Genomic DNA, 18186 nt, shown 5'->3' with positions numbered 1-18186 from the left:
GTTGCAGGGTCCTAGGATCCTAACAACTTGCGCCTTTTTTTCTTAATTATTGAACAGCCTTCAACCGGATCAACATACTGCTGAAGTCTCCGCGAAGATGAGAGACTGGCAAGCCAACGGACATCAGTCTGTCGCCACCGTATACTTTGCCGCTTTCTTCCAGCACGTAATCCTTATCGGCATCAAGCCCCTCTAATTTCACATTCCGCAACGGCGCATTTGGTTCAGCCAATACTCGGAAGTAGAACAACAGAACCTGAGTTTTATCCTGGCTCACAAACATCCAAGATGTTTCATTCCCCTCAAACGGACTGAGAAGGCGATACATTTCCCCCTGCTGGACAAGGCCGCGTATTTCCTTATACATCTCGATCTGCGCTTTAGCCGTGGTCTTCTCTTCGTCTGTAAACCGCGTTAAGTCGAGTTCATAGCCGAAGTTGCCGGACATAGCCACATCGCCGCGGAACGCAAGGGAAGTTGTACGTTCGACCTGGTGGTTTGGAACCGCGGATACATGGGCTCCCATCGTCGAGACAGGATATACCAGGCTGGTGCCGTATTGGATTTTCAAACGTTCCACAGCATCCGTATCATCACTGGTCCAGGTTTGCGGCATATAATACAGCATCCCGGGGTCAAAGCGTCCGCCACCGCCAGAGCAGCTTTCAAATAAAATGTTCGGGAACTGGCTTGTAAGGCGTTCCATCAGCTCATAAAGCCCCAGCATATAACGGTGGGCTGTCTCTCCTTGCCGCTCTGCCGGGATGAGCGCCGAAGCGACCTCTGTCATATTCCGGTTCATATCCCACTTCACATAAGAAATCGGCACACTGGAGAAAATGTTGCTTAATCGCTCATACAAATACTCACGGACGTCGCTGCGCGACATATCCAGAACGAGCTGATCTCGAGCTTCCGTACGCCGCCGTCCTGGTACATGAAGGCACCAGTCCGGATGCGCACGGTACAGATCACTGTCCGGAGACACCATCTCCGGTTCGACCCAAAGGCCGAACTGAAGCCCAGTATCTCTTACTCGTTCAGCGAGGCTTCTAAGACCCTCAGGCAGCTTACGTCGATCCTCAAACCAATCCCCTAAAGAGCTGTCATCACGATCTCTACGTCCAAACCAGCCGTCATCCAGTACAAACAGCTCGATCCCGAGCTCACTGCCCGATTTTGCGATCGCTTCAATTTTATCCGCATTAAAATCGAAATACGTGGCTTCCCAGTTATTCACCAGGATCGGCCGCTCCTGATCACGGAATTGTCCTCTGCATAGCCGTGTCCGGTACAACCGATGGAACGTCCGGGACATACCGCCTAAGCCTTCCGCCGAAAAGACCAGCACCGCCTCCGGTGTTTGAAAGCTTTCTCCTGGTTCCAGTCTCCATGTGAAATCAAATGGATTAATCCCCAAGGAAACACGGGTCGTTCCGAATTGTTCAACTTCCGCCTCCACGGAGAAATTCCCGCTATAGATCAAGCTGAAGCCGTATACCTCTCCCTGCCGCTCGTTCGCATCAGGACGTAGCAATGCCATAAACGGATTTAACTGGTGGGAGCTAGCTCCTCTACGGCTATTGATACCGGTTACACCAGGGGCCAGTCGTCTACGCTGTACATGTCTCTCCCTCGCCCATGCACCGGATAACCATAGCGCATCATAGGAAGCGTCCGGGAGGTCGATAGAAGCGCTAAGGGCCCGCTCCAACTGGATCGTTTCCTTACTGTCATTGCTTAATTTGGCCGATCTTGCAATGGCGTCAATATCGTTAAAGACCGTGTAAGTTAAGTAAACTGTTAAACCTGCTAACGAATCGAACAACTCCAGCTCAAGCGTGTCAGCCTCGCTATCTTGCTCGGTATAAACGGCCGGAAGCCCTTCCAGTTTCGCTTTACCCGAAAAAATACGGTGTGACTTGTACTGCAGCTCGGTTGCTCTTGTCCCGTTTGTAAGGCGCACTTGATAAGCAGGATTTCGAAAATCGCTAGTCCCATATTGCGGATATTCCTGTGGAAGCGTATCCAGAGAAATCGACTTATCGTCCGAAAACGTATTCGGGGTAAAGGAGGCGCGTTCCTGAAAATTAATAATTTCGTCCAAATGGTTAGTATGGCGGAGCTTTGCTCCATAATAAACATGGGCAGCAAATCCGCGAACTACTCGAATAATGTAGCTGGTATTGCGTGATTGGAGATGAAATAGACCCTTCGCTTCGTCAAAAATGATCGGCATTTTCACGATCCTCCCGGAATGTTCTAATCTGACTTATAAAAGTAGCATATTTTACATTCTACTATGTTCTCCAGGAGGAGTAACTTTAATTAAGTGATCTTCTACATGGATTTTTGTGTCTTTTTCGCCTAACGTGATGGTTGAGAGGGAGATACCTGCTCAGGCATCAGGCTTTCTCCAAAAACCCAATAGCGGTTCTTGCCGAGCCTTTTGGCGTAATACATTGCGTTGTCCGCTTCCTGAAGCATGCGACTGCGTTCAGCCCGGTACCCTTGGCTTATACTGATCCCGATGCTTGCTGTCACTGAAACGTCTCGGCCCTCTATGTAATAGGGTCTAGCGATTTTATCCAGCAAAAGTCCGGCCATGATACGCACTTTATTCGGGTCGCAATTTTTCATGATGAACAGAAATTCGTCCCCACCGACCCGAAATGACAACTGGTTTTTGTTCGTGACCTGCTTCAAGCTTCGACTGACTTCCCGAAGAAGCTCATCCCCTGCCTGATGCCCATACGTATCATTGATTTCTTTGAAAAAATCAAGGTCCAAGCTTAGCACCGCCAGACTCTCCTTACTTTTGTAATTTGACCAGAAATTGTCGAGCCCATTTCGATTTAACAAACCGGTGACCGGATCTTGGTATGCGAGCTCCCTTAGTGCCGACCTTTCCTTGAGCAGGAAGCGCAAAACGATGGTAAAGCCAATTAGCAGGATACATACAAATCCTGTAAAAATGTAGGAGTATGGACTTGTTATACTCATTTCCTATAATCACCAACCAGAACACTACTATATTTTTCACCATTTGCTTTAGTCAGCTTGGGAATACTGAATGCTACCGTTGTTCCTTGACCAGGAGCACTGCGAATATCAAGCCCATGACCATACATTTGCTTCAATCTGCGGTTCGTGTTTATGAGTCCGACACCTTTCTGTTGGCCTGTATTATTTTCCAGAAGCCGGCTCAGCTTCTCCCTGCTCATCCCAACGCCGTTGTCTTCTACGCATAAGTCAAAGCAGTCCGCTTTCTCGGTAATACGGATCGTAACGGTCCCCCCGCTGGAGCGAGATAAAACGCCATGTCTAACTGCATTCTCTACTATCGTCTGCAGCGTAAGAGGAGGCAGTTCGGCAGACAGATTAAGCGGGATTTCCCAAAGCACCTCTAGCCGGTCTCCGAACCGCTCCTGCTCAATGTAAATATACGAACGGAGAAGCTCGAGCTCATGCTCCAGAGGCACAACCCGCTCCATATTTTGCGGGTCAAAGCTAACTCGTAAATAGTTGCCAAATTCCTCTAAAAGCGCGATCATTCTCGAAGGGTCGCTATCGCTTAACGAAGCGATTGAATTTAAAGTGTTAAATAAAAAGTGAGGTTTAATTTGGGCTTGAAGCCACGCCGCCTCCATCCGCAGCCGTTCACTGATCGACTGCTTCAAGTTAATTAATGAATGCACTCTTGATTTTAGCTCCAGCGCACCGATCGGCTTCGTTACATATTCATTTGCTCCCGAGGCAAATCCGGCATAAACATCCTCAGGCCGGCTTCTGGCTGTAAGCAGTAGTATCGGAAGCTCAGAGATTGAATAGTGGTCACGGATTCTCCCCGCCAGTTCATACCCTGACATCTGTGGCATCATTACATCGGCAACGACCAAATCCCACTCCCCTTTCTCAAGGAGACCTAAAGCTTCTTTGCCGCTTGTCACTGAGGTGATCTCATATTGCTCTGATGCTAGCATATTATGAAGTACCTTGAGATTAACAGGATCATCATCTACCACTAATATATGTGGCTTATGAAATCCAGCGGTTAATTCCGGCAAAACCCAGGCCTTCTCGTCAGGAGTGAACTCCTGATCTATTCCTGCCGCAGCATTTGGGATCACTTCCGAAACGATAGTTTCGGGTTGTTCTCCCATCGTGTCATTCGCCAGAGGGAGCGTAAAAGTAAACACAGCCCCTTGCTGAGGTAGAGATTGAACCAGTAATGTTCCTCCATGCAGCTCTATCAACTGCTTACATATGCTAAGTCCTAGCCGGAAGCCACCATCATTTTCCGAAGTTCCGATATCGCTATATTGTTCGTTTAGCTCCAATAAAACACGCATATCTTCCCCATTGAGGCCATAACCAGAATTACTCACATAGATATGAGCCATTTCATTTTTTATCTCGGCGTAAATCTCAATCATTCCTTCGTTCGTTTGTTTAATGAAACTATATAGTAGGTTAAACATGATTTGCACAAGACGGTTCTCGTCCACAAGTACCGCCGGGAAGTTATCAGGAATACGGTTCACAATCTGCACCTGTTTTCCCTCTGATATATAGAACAGCAGATCCACGACCCCGGAAGCCACCGCCGGAAGATGGACACTCAGCTTGTTCAACCGAATGTTCTGTTCTTTTAACAAAGCGGCGTCTAGCAAGTCGTTTAGCGATAGCGACATTCTCTGTCCGAGGCGAATCATAAGCTGAAGATTACTGCGTTGCTTTTCCCCTAGCCTTCCACCTTCCTCCTCCAGCACAGACTGGGCCATATTAAGCATGCCATGCAGGGGATTGCGAAGCTCATGAGAAGTGCTCACCAGAAAATCGTCTTTCATTTTGTCTGCACGCTGCAGCCTATCCGCCAGCTTCTTAGCCTGGACCGAAGCATCGGAAAAACGAACAAACCAATAGCAGGCAAAACCAAGGAAAGCAATAATAAGATCAAACGGATAATACGGCATGTCCAGCCAAAATTTAGTTTTGACGACACCTCCAATCAAAATGTTGACGGAGAGCGCCACCACCGAGAGCAAGATGTAAAAGGCTCCGTTCTCCCCTTTTTTGATGGCGGTCAGAACCATACGCGGAAGCAAGATAACGATACAAATCATCATTACGAGCAGCAGCTTGCGCATAAGTGCAACATAATCCAATGGAAGAGTAATTGTTGTCAAAATGCTTAACAAACCAAAGATAGTGAGTACGCTACTCATCTTACCCGATTTCTGAAAGCCCGGCAGCTGTTTTGTACATAGGGCAAGCAACAAAGCCATCGCCATGTAAGTCGTAATTCTTAATTTTACCGACCATTCAAAATCAATCGGGAACCATATCAATAGCAGTTTGTCGTCTTCAATGAGTGTCGACATGATCGCTATCAAAATTGCAGCTGCGTATAAGACCAATTCTTTCCCTCGGTGTCCGAGGAGACCTAAAATGCCTACATACAATCCGTGCAAGAGCAAAACAACGCAAACAATCACCTGCATCGTTTGGGAGAAAAATACTTCATTCGCTATGGCTGCAGATGATCCGAACTTGATAGACTGCACAATTCCGCCGTTGTCTTTGAGGAAATAATTCGACACTTGTATGGTAATATCAATCACTTTGCTATCGCTATAAAATGTAGCGGTATAAGGAACGTTTCTCCCGCGGTCCAGGCTTATCGTTTCTGCCGGGTGGCCAATTTCCATAAGCAGCTTCCCATTGACATACAAACGGGATGCTGTTTGAATATTTGGAACTCTCAGACTATACAACTCGTCAGTATTATTAACAAGTAACCGCAGCCGATAGGTTCCATAACCTAGACCGGATTCCTTTGACATCGCTGAGCTCCATTCCGCAGGTACCTGAATCCATTTGCCGCCTGATGCAGATATCGCTGATATCTCGGAGTCTGGCCGCTTCTCCGGTGCTACAAAACGCCCGGAGTGAAACTCCCATTCACCGTCTAATGTAACGATTTCGCTGCCTGTATACCTCCATTCTCGCAGATCAAGAACGCCCTGCTCTGCCAACGGATGGCCGGGAACAGTTCGAAAGCTGTACCATAAGAGTCTCAAGCTTATGAGCATGATTAGAAACAACGCTAGATACAGCAGTATTTTTCGATTAGACATCACATCTGCGGCAGTTTTCGGCAAGGCCAATTTCATTCCTTTGATTTACGGATTCATTCCAGCTTAGCTTGAACTATAAGTCGGTGCGTCGGATTTTTCAAGGGATCACAAGTGATCAAAGTTAGTATTTTTTCTTTTCCTTTGTCCTCGAGGACAGAAAGATCCGTCGGTTCCACCACAGATATTTTGTATACTACGTAAGTAAATCGCTCGGTTTCTGTGTTAATGATGATCTTATCTCCGCTTACCACTTCATTCAAACGGTTAAAAAGACGGCCTTTCTTATGAGCTCGGTGTGCGGCAATAGCGGCATTCCCAGACTTTCCGAGCGGCGGTGTCTCAGACATGTGTGTGGCCGCATGCTTCATATTTTCCTTTGTCGCTCCTTCTAACACAGGAAGCTTTAAATCGATTGCCGGGATTTCAATTGTTGCGATGGGCGAGTTCCCACCGGCTGTGGTCAGCTGAGCTGAGACAGGTTGAGCCTCGGCCGTCTCCTCCGCTAGTAATTGGGAGACTCTCTCGTAGCTGGCAGATAAGCTTGGGTCCAGCTTTGACATTCGATTGTGCCTTGCTTGCTCTGCCTCCTTAAGCAGCTCGTTCTGCTCTTGGTCCGCTTTCCACTCCATGAGGGAAGGAACCAGCAGGATCAAGAACCCAACGAGGACGAGAAAATAAGACAACTTTCGCATGAATCTGGCCCCCTTTCTTCAGTAAATATATCTTACGACCGGTTGATCACTGGTCAATACCTTGCCGGAATTATATTAGATTCTCCTTCCTATCTATTTTAGCTATATCAACTGAACAATTTCTTAACAAACGATGGAAGACTTTATAAGTTTAAGGAGTTGTGCACCATCACCTAGAAAAAGGGCGTCTCGATAGATTGAATAAATCCTCGAGACGCCCTTTCTATTTACTTTTGTTTGACATATTTTCTTCTTAATGCAATGCCCATAATAATTAAGGTAGCTCCGGCGATTTGAATCGGCCATGGGCTATTTTCCCCGGTCTTCGGCAGAACACTTAGCCCCGGAATTTTACCTTTACCTGGTCGGTCACCGTCGCTTCCACCAAGCGGATTTCCATCATCGTCCAACTCGATATCTGTTGGCCCTCCCGGTTTCGGTGTTGGCTTCTGTCCATTCGTTCCGTCGGCCGGGATTGAATCATCCGGTACCGTGACATCTCCGCCCCCAGGTGGAGTTGTTCCTCCCCCTGGGTTAATTGGGGTGCCTGGATTGGTTGGATTGGTTGGATTGGTTGGACTGGTTGGATTACTTGGATTGCTTGGATTGCTTGGATTTTCTGGTGTGCCCGGGTTGCCTGGATTTCCAGGGTTACCTGGAGTTTCCGTTTTTTTGCTATTGACGACAGTCACGGTTAGCGTGTCCGCTGTTTTCTTGATGCCTGCATCCAGCGTAATTTGACGCTCCGTTCCATCCAAAACATAACCTGCAGGGGCCGCAGTTTCTTTCAGAACGTAACGGTCATACGCAAGGTTTACGAAAACCGCTTTACCATAAGCATCGGTCGTAACCATGACCGGCTCTTTCTTCTTATCCGCATCCTGGAGGACAAATGTGGCACCGGCCAGAACTTTGGAAGGATCATCCTTATCAACCTTAATCACAACGAGCGTTCCTTTCGCCGGATCGGTTGGAGAAACAGGCTTTTTCGCATTTTCCACGAGCCACGTCTTCACACCGCCGGTTTGCTGAACCTGACTGTCAATTTTGATCGAAGAAGCCTTCGAATCCGTTGCATAGCCCGTTGGAGCCTCCGTTTCCACTAAGCTATAGGTATCGTAAAGCAGCTTCGTAAAGGTGATTTTGCCGTCCGTATCCGTTGTTTTTTCACCGATGACCTCGCCCTTTCCACTCAGCAGCTTGAACTTGGCACCGGCCAGCTTCAGATCGTGATTGTCTTTATCAACCTTCGTAATTACCAAAGAACCGCGTAAACCGGAGCCCGTCCCTGAACCCGTGGAGTACCGGACTTCGATTGATTTTGTCGTTTCTTTCGTACCTATGGTAACGCCATCCCCCGTAAAGCTTACCGCATTGGTAACCTGTTCTTTGTCGGCCGAAACGGCGATTTCGGAGGAATACTGAAGGATGTAAGCCGTACCGATCGGTTTTACAAAAGTGAGCTCGAAGGTTTGACGATCGTTCTGTTCATCGTTGTTGATGACCAGCTTATAGTCTTTAACTTCAGTTAATAGATCTCCTGGTGCCACGTTTCCGGATGGGTCAACAACAGCTTTATACAGCTTAAACGTCTCAGGCTTCAAAATTTGGTTGGAGCTAGGCGTATCTACGATTTTGGCATTTTCTACATAGGACTGTCCTTCGTTGATTTTGATCTGCCAGTTGATTTTGTCATCGTTTTGTACGCCGCTTTTACTAACGTAAACTTCGCCGTGCGGGATGTTAACGGTTTTGCTCCAGCTCCATTTTTCGCCGCCTGCGCCGCTAAGCACAGCTACGTTAGGAATTTGGTCAACTACCAGCGTCTTGTCCAGCTTTGTTTTAAAGCTGATCCAATAAGGTTCGTTGATATCCCCGAGCTGTACGCGCAGTTGATTACCGGTATAGCTGATTTTGCTAGGATCGAGCTTCACTTCCACTCCCTTAACAGGGTTTCCGTTTGGCTCTACGGTTGCCTTGTAAACCTTGACGGTGTCAAGGATCAGGCTTTGTCCTTCCTGCAGCTCATCCGTAATTACTGCACCTTTCACCGAGTGCTCATTGTAGTTAGCTACGATATTCCAGGTGATTTCCTTGGTGCGTGCATCGTAGCTGCCATCCTTGGCGCCGTTGTTTTTCGTGTAATCGTTCGGTGTAAACGTTGCTTCAATAGGATAAGTTGTTGGACCTGTTCTCTCCGTCCAATCCAGTTGTGCCGTATTCTTGTAGTTGGAATTCGCAGGTGTAAATTTCGTCTTGTAAGTAATGGTATAGGTGTCCGTGAATGTACCTGTAAATGTTAGCTTAAACCCTTTATCCGGCTGGTCCGCCACTACGGTATGCGAAATCACCGGATCGCCGCCGGAGGATACAACGACAACGCTACCTGGAATAAAGCTCAGCCCGCCTCCTGAAAAGGTATCCTCAATTTTGAGGTTAGTCATCGGCTGCTTGTCCTTATTGACGACGATAGTCCAGGTCAGTTCTTTGCTGCTGTAATCAAAGCCTGACAAAGATTTTACGCCTATGCCACTCTCTAAGGTCTGCTGCGCAGAGCCGCGATTATCCTTACCGTTTAAAGTGGTATAAACGCTATTAGTCACTGTGGTATTCTGATATACACGATCCACCGCTTTTGTACTGTATACAATCGTATATGCGGCATCGATCCCTTGTTTAAACTTCAGATCAAACCCGTTCTTGCCGCCTTCGCTTGAATCCGTTACCGGAGTAACCGTGTACAAGCTGCTATCCACATCTTTCCCTGCGGCATCCAGCACCTTCACCGGACCTGCAAGCTCAAGTCCGTTGTCAAAACGGTCGTGGATGATTGCGTCAGCCAGAGGAATCAACTTTTCTCCAGCATTGTATACCACTTTCCAGAGGACCGTTTGAGTCTCTTCGTTATAGGAGACAGCCTGTTTCGTGAGCAGCTTTTCACGCTGAACCGTCACCGTTTTGTCTACTTGTTTGGAAATCGAATTATCACCCTTGATTTCCGCCTTGTTTGTAAAGGTCGATTCATCCTCACTCGTTACCGCTGTCGAATAAGTGATTCGGTATGCAGAACTAATGGACGGATCGGTAAATTTAATTTGGAAAGCAGAGCCGTCCGGCTCCGAGCTGACCGTAAATTTTCCTGCATCTGATGCAATCTCGCTTCCAAGAGTAGGCGGTCCATCAACGTTAGCCTGAAGCTCGTACACTTTGATCGAAGCCGGATCAAGCGTTAGTCCTGCCGGGATCTGATCAGTTACCACGGCGTTATCGATTTTGTTCAAAGACGTATTCACATCTATGGACCAATCGATCTTTTTGTCCCTGTCAGCAACTCCATCCTTTGTTAATAGGTCGCCGCCCTTTGGTGCAAAGAACACCTTAGTTACCTGCACACCGCCGCGAATAGGAAAGTATATGGGCACTTCCACGCTGCCATTAATGGTCTCTTGGCTGAACTCCGTTTGCACCCTGAATGTACCTTTTACATTGGAGTTATCCACCTTATCATTAAACAAAAATATGACGTGACCGTTCGTTTCTACAGTAAAAGTCCCGATGCTTTCGCCACCATCCATGATGAGTGATCCGTCTATTTTGTTGTAAAGCTTGAACTCCTTGGGAATATCGAATTCGAATTTGTCTCCGGCCTTGTAGCCGTGTCCATTCTCCAAAGCCCATTCATATTCGATGCTGACCGCATCCCCTAAGTGGGAACGCTCTATCCGCTCTGGATTATATACGGCGTCGATCACCGTACCCTGCTTGTCCTTCAGTGTAATCTTGGTCAAAATGCTGTCTGCATTGCCGCCTCCATACGTATCGTCGGTTACACTTGCCGAGCCCTCGCTTGATGACGCCGGCCCTTCCGCCGAATCCGCGCTGACCGGCATGATCCCTGCTCCAAATAGCCCTTGGAGAACAAGCATGCAAGCCATCATGATGACCATCATTTTTTTCTTCATACTTAAGTGCTCTTCCCTTCTTTCTAGCTTATGTTAATTTTCAATAGGATCTGTTCTCTCAACCCCTTTGCCACTTTCTAGGAATAATCATCAGTCTAATCGTAACGTTTCGTTCTGAACAAATTCTCAACAACCGCAAAATGAATCAAACCAAGAGATCATTTCATAACTTCATTGGAGCGTTAGATTGTGAGCTGTGCTGCTGTTTTCTGTCCCCTCAGCGTGTAGAATTCGTAAAAATTGTTTCTTTGCACGGCTTCCACCAGCCACATGCAGAAATCACGCACCGCATCCCCCCTCCAGAACCCCCCATCCTGATATAGTACAGGAGTATATGAAAATTTCAGGACGACGTCTCCCTTCCAGAGAAAGCAGAAAATATTTCTTGTTTTTTGGCACAACAGCTCAAATTGAAAAGTACTCTTCTTCAGATGATAGAAATGTCCATCGCCAAAAAAAACAGGGCCTTCCGGCGAAGCCACGATGCCAATCCGATGCTCCCGATAATCCATATAGAACCCCCTTAAGTGGTTCCCTTTGTCCTTTTTGGTCATCTCTACCTCCCTCAACGAGGGCAGCTCTAGACCTTTCGAACCATCTCTGAAGTTGATGACAATGTTCATAAGACAAGAATCCTCCCATTACGGACTGATCTTTTTTGATTTCCGTTTCAAATGGAGTATAAGACAAGAATCTATACAAATTCTGAACATCTCATTTATTTCAATATTCCATCATTCTTTGAGGCACCCAGATGAAAAAAAAGCGTGAATTACAGGACATATCCTGAAAATTCACGCGTCTTCTTACATCCGGTCAATGTATAGTTTATACCTTCGAACCTGCCTTTTCGCACCAGTCCCTATACCAATCGGAAATTTCCTGATTGGGCTCTACACTTAACTCCTTCAATAGCACCTCCGAAAGCTCCCGATATAAACGGTGAACCATAACGTCATTGTGCTGCATGGCACAAACCTTCATTAATGCGAAATGGGGAGTCTCCTCCTGAGGCTGCAGAGAGCAGATCTGCTGATAGCTCATAACCGCTTTATCCAATAGCTCTTGCTCCAAATACCAATCCGCGATTTCCATTGATGTATTCAGCCAAAGTGCCTTGAGACGCTGGCGCTCACTTTCCGCCCACCAGTAGTCATACTCCTGCAAATAATCACCGGTATACAATTTCATCGATTCCACATATTCGTCCACAGTCTCGCTAGATATAGGCGGCAGATCTTTTAGCCTGGTCTCCCAATTCTCTATATCCAGACAGACCTGGTTAATGTTCAAAATATACCCTTCAGTCGTATTCATAATTTGAAAATGATCGCCATATGGCTTCAGCGTTTTTCGAATATGATAGACGGAGGTGTACAACTGTGAATATACCTTATCCGATTCATATTCCGGCCATAATAGATCGATTAACGTTGTTTTCCGGACTAATTGATCCCGGTATTGCAATAAGTAGAGAAACAATTCCTGGGCTTTCGTTGTACGCCATTGGAGGATCGTGCTTGATCCGGAACCTAACTCAACACTCACTTGTCGGAACAAATTCATCTTTATGCATTGATTGGCAGCAGTTGTATATTCCTGTTTGATCTCCAGCCGTTCTCGGACCCGATCCACAGTTTTGGTCAATCGTTCGATCCGGATTGGTTTAACAATATAATCCAGTGCATTCAGTTCAAAAGCTTTGACCGCATATTCATTGTAAGCCGTAACAAATACGACATTGATATCCGGTTTAGTTTCCAAAATTTGTTCAGCTAGCTCAATCCCGTTGATTTCAGGTAAACTAATATCTAAAAAAAGAACGTCGACCCGAGCCTGGAGAATTTCCTTTCTCCCAACGATCGGATCTGAGTACTTTCCGACAATCTCAATGTCTGCCAGCTTCATCAATTGCCTTTCAAGATAATCCAATGCCAGCCGCTCATCGTCTACTAGGATTACTCTCATAGAGTCAAACTCCCTAATTATGAAGTTTATTCATTTTTCACATCTCTGATAGAAGAATAGCATAGATTGTCGAAACAAAGAAGCCTTGAACACGGATGTTCAAGGCTCTTTCCGATATTAATTTTAGTATGACTTCTCTACTTGATATTTGCTCGCATCTTTGATCATCGTGAACTTAGTGATTGTTCCCTTCCAGCCTGCGTCGACCGTCGTATCAATGATAACCCATTTATTATCGACGAACACTTCATTCCATGCATGGTACGTAGAAACATAATCTGACTTGCCCATCACAAGTTTAGCGGGAATCCCTTCACTTCTTAACATGGCCGCATACAGAGAGGAGAATCCATAGCAAATATCTTTCTTTGACGATAAAGTACGATCAATTTGAGGCAGATAGCTTGAAGCGGCACTAAATGCCAACTTGTTGTCATATTTGATATTGCTGATAATATATTGATAAATCGCTTTTACTTTATCATAGTCGGTTGTCGCGTTTTTCGTAAGCTCCTTCGCTTTCTTGACCGCAAGGCTATTGATATCCCAATCTACATTTTGAATCGAATTAAGATATACCTGGTTCTCGTCGGCTAAGTTTAGCTGCAGCGTATCTTTATAAACTTCACGATACTTGCTACCATTAATCTGTTCCAAAAGACTAACCGTATATTCCCCGTTTCCCAATTGGAGGACAAACGATTCTCCGGACTTCCCAGGCGTTAAATTGTAGCTGTACTTATTCTGCCCCTTCACAATCAGAAGCTTCGTCTTGATATTGGGCTTTACATCATAATTGATGCGAATCGCGCCCTTGTCCAAATTGTCCGTATTCAGCCAACGGCTGGCTTCGGCGCCCAAAACCTTTGATCCACTACACCATGAAAATAAAAAAGTGACTGCTATTGCTAGCGGGATCCATTTCCGCATCATCCATAAAACTCCCTTCGGTAGCTGGCTGCCATTTGGTGAAAAGGCCCTGTAGCTTTGCGTCCCTGCCTTTCGACAGGTTTGCCATTATCGTATAAAGTTCTACTTCTTTCGGAACAAAGCGCCAAAATTCTCTGCGTTTGTGTTGCAATAATAGTAACACACATCACAAAATATGCAACACTTGCCAAATGAAAAATCTTACTCCTCTTTATCTGTTGTCTCCGGCATATCAGGCACAACAACCTTTTTGTTCCGCCCTGATTTTTTATGTCTTACCCACAGGAGAATACCAACAATAGCAGCAATAGCTATCAACGGCAATGCTCCAGCCACAATGACGACCAGCCACTGCGCCAATGCAGAGAGTACATCAATCGTTCCATTCAAAGCATCCTTCGCTCGACCCAACAGTGGAGTATCTTCCTTGTCACTCGATACAATGCTCGACTTCGGTTGATACACACGAATCTCAATCGTGGAATAGGCTACATTACTATCGATATATCGCATTCGTCCCTTGATCTGCTCAATTTCCGTCTGAATCCGCTCCAGTTCCCTAACGAACTCTACAAGTTGACTTGTTTTGGTGGCTTCCTCCACAAATTTCAGGTATTTGGCTTCCATGGCTTGCTTCACTTTCAGCCGTGAGTTTAAATCAACATATTCCTCAGACACATCCTGTCCTTCAATGCTACGCTGAATCGACTCAGGCTTAAGTCCCTCCAATCGGTCGAGAAAGGAAGAAAATCCGTTAGAAGGCACTTTAAGCACAAAACTACCGCCTCGCTCTTCCTGTGACTGGTTCTCCGAAAACTGAATGATATATCCCCCAGTTAACGCTACCAGATTGCGGATTTCTGACTGTGCTTTGGCATAGTCCTTTACTTCCATCACTACATTCGCCTGGTAAATCAGCTTTTTGTTAAGTCCGGCTTCCGTAGCTTCAGGCTGAATTCCTGAGGATTGCTGTCCGGAGCCAACAGTTTTGCCGACTCCAACCGTTTTCGGGTCCACCGTCGATTTCTTTTCTAGGGGTGACTCGCTAGGGGTAGCGCCTTCCCCTTCCGCAACCTGTGCTTGGTCGACTGCCTCTGCGGTACTGGTACTGGCCATGTTGCTGCTTACCGCCTGCGATTCGGCATTCATATCCTCCGCAGTACTTCCACATCCGCTTAGTAGCAAGGCGATGAGCGCCCCCGACATCACAACCTTCATTCCCCATCTTCGCATTGATTGGCCCCCTTGTCTTTGATATCTCTCGAGTCCCTCCAACCTCTTTATGGTTCATCCTGGAAGCAGCCCATTATTGGAGTGATCTCTTGTATCTTCAAACGAAGCCAATAACTAGAAGGTTGCTGCAAAAAAAAGAAAACCGCCCTGCTTTGTGCTGAGCGGCTTGTAGCTTTATTCGTGATATTTTCTCAGTACGATGGCCGAATTGTGTCCGCCAAATCCAAAGGAGTTGGACAGCCCGATATCGAGTGGAACGGCTCGTGCTGTATTCGGAACATAATCGAGGTCGCATTCGGGATCCGGATGCTCCAGATTAATCGTCGGCGGAATAATGCCTTCGTTCAGCGTCTGCATCAGTGCGATTGCTTCCGCGCCGCCTGCAGCCCCAAACATGTGGCCGGTCATCGACTTGTTGGCAGTTATCGGAATGCTGCCGGCCTTATCGCCAAATGTCTTCTTGATCGCCTTTGTTTCCCCGAGGTCTCCGACTACCGTGCTGGTAGCATGTGCGCTGATTACGTCAACATCCTCAGGCGAGATACCCGCCGATTGCAGTGCCTTCCGCATCGCCTGGTGGGCTCCCACTCCCTCCGGATGCGAAGCCACTACGTGATAGGCATCCGAGCTGGCTCCGTAGCCGATCACCTCGCCTTGGATGCGTGCCCCACGTGAAATCGCATGCTGTAGCGATTCCAAAACGATGATTCCCGCACCATCGCCCATCACAAAACCGTCCCGGTTCGCATCGAACGGACGGCTCGCCTGCTCCGGCGCATCATTGCGCTGCGACAGCGCTGTGGCGTTCCCGAAGCTGGCCAAGGCCAGGGGGTGGACCGCTGCCTCTGTACCGCCGGCGATCATCACATCTGCTTCCCCGCTCCGGATGAGCCGGAATGCCTCACCAATTGCCGTATTGCCGATCGAGCAAGCCGTCACCGGAGACATCGTAGGACCTAATGCTTGGTAGCGAATGCTGATTTGTGCTGCGGCCATGTTGGATATCATCATCGGTACGAGGCTCGGGCTTACCCGGCCAGGACCACGGTTTTCCAGGACCTTCACATTGTCCACAAACGTTGTAATCCCGCCGATACCGGAGCCGACGTATACACCGAACCGCTCGGAATCAATCCGATCGGTTTGCAGGTCAGCGTCCTGAAGGGCTTGCTCTGCCGCGTACAGCGCATATTGGCAAAACCGGTCCATTTTTCGTGCCTCTTTACGTCCAAATAGCGCCTCCCCGTCAAAATCCCGTACCTGTCCAGCAATTTTAGTACCAAAATTTGTTACGTCAAAAGTATCAATCGGCGCAATCCCTGATCTCCCCGCTTTAAGGTTACTCCAAAACGTCTTTACATCATTCCCCAGTGGGGAAACAATCCCCATCCCGGTGATTACGACTCTTTCCATTACGTTTCCTCCTCAAGACTATCGATCAATTCACTGGTCCCTATACTTCACCATTGTATGCTTTATTTATCCTATTACAAGTTTTTGTTTATCCTAGTATAATAGGTAATACATTAAGCGATCAGATGGAGAGGTGAACATCTTGGCCAGCGAACCAAGACTCGAAGCATTATCGGAATTTCTAAAAAGTCAGCGCTCCAAGCTTCATCCCCAGGCTGTCGGACTCCCTTCGGGGTCGCGTCGCCGAACACCCGGTTTGCGCCGCGAGGAAGTAGCCCAATTGGCCGGAGTCAGCACTACCTGGTATACCTGGCTGGAACAAGGTCGTGACATCAAGGTTTCCGCTTCTGTCCTTGATTCAATTGCAGGGGCCTTGAGACTTAATGCAGATGAGCGTAAATATTTGTTTGATCTGGCGATGGATAGCGGACTTCATCATTCGGAGCTCGTGCAAGCGAAAGAGACAACCATTTCACCTTCGCTTCACAAAATTTTGCAGGAGCTGAAATATTGCCCGACCATGATTTCGGATCGACATTGCCAGATCGTTGGCTGGAACCCTGCAGCTTCCCATGTATTCCTTGATTTCGAACGAATACCGGAGGAAGAACGAAATATGATCTCCTTAATCTTCACCAAAAAAGAGCTGCGAGCCTTAGCGGTAAACTGGCCGCATTTCGTCAAAGGGTTTCTCGCAATATTTCGCGCCTACTACGGCCAATATGTCGCCGACCCTTGGTACTCGCAGTTTCTGGAGAAAATGTCGCGTACTTCCCCCGACTTTCAGGAATTATGGAACCAAAGCGAGGTTAGCGCCGCACCAGAGGTGACGCTTGAATTTCGCCATGCCAAAGGCGGCAAAATGCTGTTCAACCTGACCTCTCTGCAGGTGCAGGGTGAGGCCGATTTGCGGTGCAGTATATACACCCCTGCCGAAAATACAACGACGGAAGCCAAACTTAGAAAGCTGCTAGAAGGACAATAACCGACGCAAGGTACGCAAAAAAGCAGCCCGGAAAGCAATTTCCCAGGCTGCTCTTCTTTATATTCCACGCTGTAAATGTAAAAAGTGCAGCTAATTTATGCGTACAAACCGTTTATAGAAATTTAGCTGTAAAGCCTGCATCTAAAGCGGTAAATTTTTGTGAGAAACCAAAATTACGCCGATTTAGCTGCACTTTTTACAACTACTCACCCCAATCAGCCTCAAGCGCGCAAAATAGATGCACAAAATGCAGTTACAGTTACTCCCGCTGCTCACCACCATTTTTTCCAATCCCACCGTATTCTCTAGCTCCGATATTCTTCCGCCAGTACGCTCATGATGATAACATCGCGATACTTCCCGTGCTTGAACAGACTCTGACGCATCCGGCCTTCCTCCTTGAAGCCGCATTTGACGTAGCAGCGGTATGCCCGCTCGTTATAGTCGTAGACCTCCAGCTCTAGCCGGTTTAGGTTGAGCGTTTCAAACACGAACCGTTTCAATAGCTCAATCGCTTCCCGCCCGTAGCCTTGTCCAAGCAGCTCTTTGCGGCCGATAACGATGCCGAGCACCGCCGATCTGCTGAGCCAGTTGATTTTATGTAAATCGATTTGACCGATATATTCCAAAGAATCTTTTTCCGCGATAACGAAGCCCTTCGTCTCCGTCCTGCCTTCCACCATCATCTTGAGAAAAGCCTCGCTGTCATGCAGCGTTTGCGGAAATGCAAAAATATTGCTTAGGCCATAAATAATTTCTTCATCGTTGACCCACTGCCGAATATACGGCAAATCCTCCATCCGATACTCTCTTAGCGTGATTCGTTCCCCATAAACATAAGCCATGACAAATCCCTCTTTCCT

The 18186-nt window shown here is 47.2% G+C and carries 12 protein-coding genes and 1 riboswitch; of the genes, 1 reads left to right on the top strand and 11 read right to left on the bottom strand.

The window, feature by feature from the left end:
- Nucleotides 1-46: 46 nt before the first annotated feature.
- The 10 genes from ACFQ3W_RS17275 to fabF form a co-directional block, all read right to left on the bottom strand.
- Nucleotides 47-2239, bottom strand: coding sequence for an alpha-galactosidase (locus ACFQ3W_RS17275; RefSeq protein WP_379320488.1), 2193 nt, complete (start codon nt 2237-2239; stop codon nt 47-49).
- A 128-nt stretch (nt 2240-2367) separates the two neighbouring features.
- Nucleotides 2368-3003, bottom strand: coding sequence for a GGDEF domain-containing protein (locus tag ACFQ3W_RS17270; protein ID WP_379320487.1), 636 nt, complete (start codon nt 3001-3003; stop codon nt 2368-2370).
- Nucleotides 3000-6176: a hybrid sensor histidine kinase/response regulator gene (locus ACFQ3W_RS17265; protein ID WP_379320486.1), complete on the bottom strand. Its 3177-nt coding sequence runs from the start codon at nt 6174-6176 to the stop codon at nt 3000-3002. The genes ACFQ3W_RS17270 and ACFQ3W_RS17265 overlap by 4 nt, the downstream gene beginning before the upstream one ends.
- Nucleotides 6177-6193: 17 nt before the next feature.
- Nucleotides 6194-6832: a class D sortase gene (locus tag ACFQ3W_RS17260; RefSeq protein WP_379320485.1), complete on the bottom strand. Its 639-nt coding sequence runs from the start codon at nt 6830-6832 to the stop codon at nt 6194-6196.
- Nucleotides 6833-7059: 227 nt separating this feature from the next.
- The gene (locus ACFQ3W_RS17255) at nt 7060-10794 is read right to left on the bottom strand and encodes a collagen binding domain-containing protein (RefSeq protein WP_379320484.1); all 3735 of its coding nucleotides are present in this window, start codon (nt 10792-10794) and stop codon (nt 7060-7062) included.
- 182 nt (nt 10795-10976) lie between these two features.
- Nucleotides 10977-11417 carry a hypothetical protein gene (locus ACFQ3W_RS17250; RefSeq protein ID WP_379320483.1) on the bottom strand — a complete coding sequence of 147 codons (441 nt, stop codon included), beginning with the start codon at nt 11415-11417 and terminating at the stop codon, nt 10977-10979.
- A gap of 205 nt (nt 11418-11622) precedes the next feature.
- Entirely contained in the window at nt 11623-12762 is a 1140-nt protein-coding gene (locus ACFQ3W_RS17245) for a response regulator (protein ID WP_379320482.1), read from the bottom strand.
- A 123-nt stretch (nt 12763-12885) separates the two neighbouring features.
- Nucleotides 12886-13695: a transglutaminase-like domain-containing protein gene (locus ACFQ3W_RS17240; RefSeq protein WP_379320481.1), complete on the bottom strand. Its 810-nt coding sequence runs from the start codon at nt 13693-13695 to the stop codon at nt 12886-12888.
- 13 nt (nt 13696-13708) lie between these two features.
- Nucleotides 13709-13788, bottom strand: a riboswitch (cyclic di-GMP riboswitch).
- A 105-nt stretch (nt 13789-13893) separates the two neighbouring features.
- Nucleotides 13894-14925, bottom strand: coding sequence for a DUF4349 domain-containing protein (locus ACFQ3W_RS17235; protein WP_379320480.1), 1032 nt, complete (start codon nt 14923-14925; stop codon nt 13894-13896).
- 174 nt (nt 14926-15099) lie between these two features.
- A complete protein-coding gene (gene fabF, locus ACFQ3W_RS17230) occupies nt 15100-16338 on the bottom strand; it encodes a beta-ketoacyl-ACP synthase II (protein WP_379320479.1) in 1239 nt (412 codons plus the stop codon).
- Between the two features lie 142 nt (nt 16339-16480).
- Here fabF and ACFQ3W_RS17225 point away from each other — a divergent pair, with 142 nt between their 5' ends.
- The gene (locus ACFQ3W_RS17225; RefSeq protein ID WP_379320478.1) at nt 16481-17323 is read left to right on the top strand and encodes a helix-turn-helix transcriptional regulator; all 843 of its coding nucleotides are present in this window, start codon (nt 16481-16483) and stop codon (nt 17321-17323) included.
- Nucleotides 17324-17628: 305 nt separating this feature from the next.
- On the opposite strand, the gene ACFQ3W_RS17220 is transcribed toward ACFQ3W_RS17225, so the two are convergent.
- Entirely contained in the window at nt 17629-18168 is a 540-nt protein-coding gene (locus tag ACFQ3W_RS17220) for a GNAT family N-acetyltransferase (protein ID WP_379320477.1), read from the bottom strand.
- Nucleotides 18169-18186: the final 18 nt, after the last annotated feature.

This window comes from Paenibacillus puldeungensis (assembly GCF_042678945.1).
GTDB classification, from domain to species: Bacteria; Bacillota; Bacilli; order Paenibacillales; family Paenibacillaceae; genus Fontibacillus; species Fontibacillus puldeungensis.
Note: the sequence above shows the minus strand (reverse complement) of the source record. Positions and strands in the feature narration are given on the sequence as shown.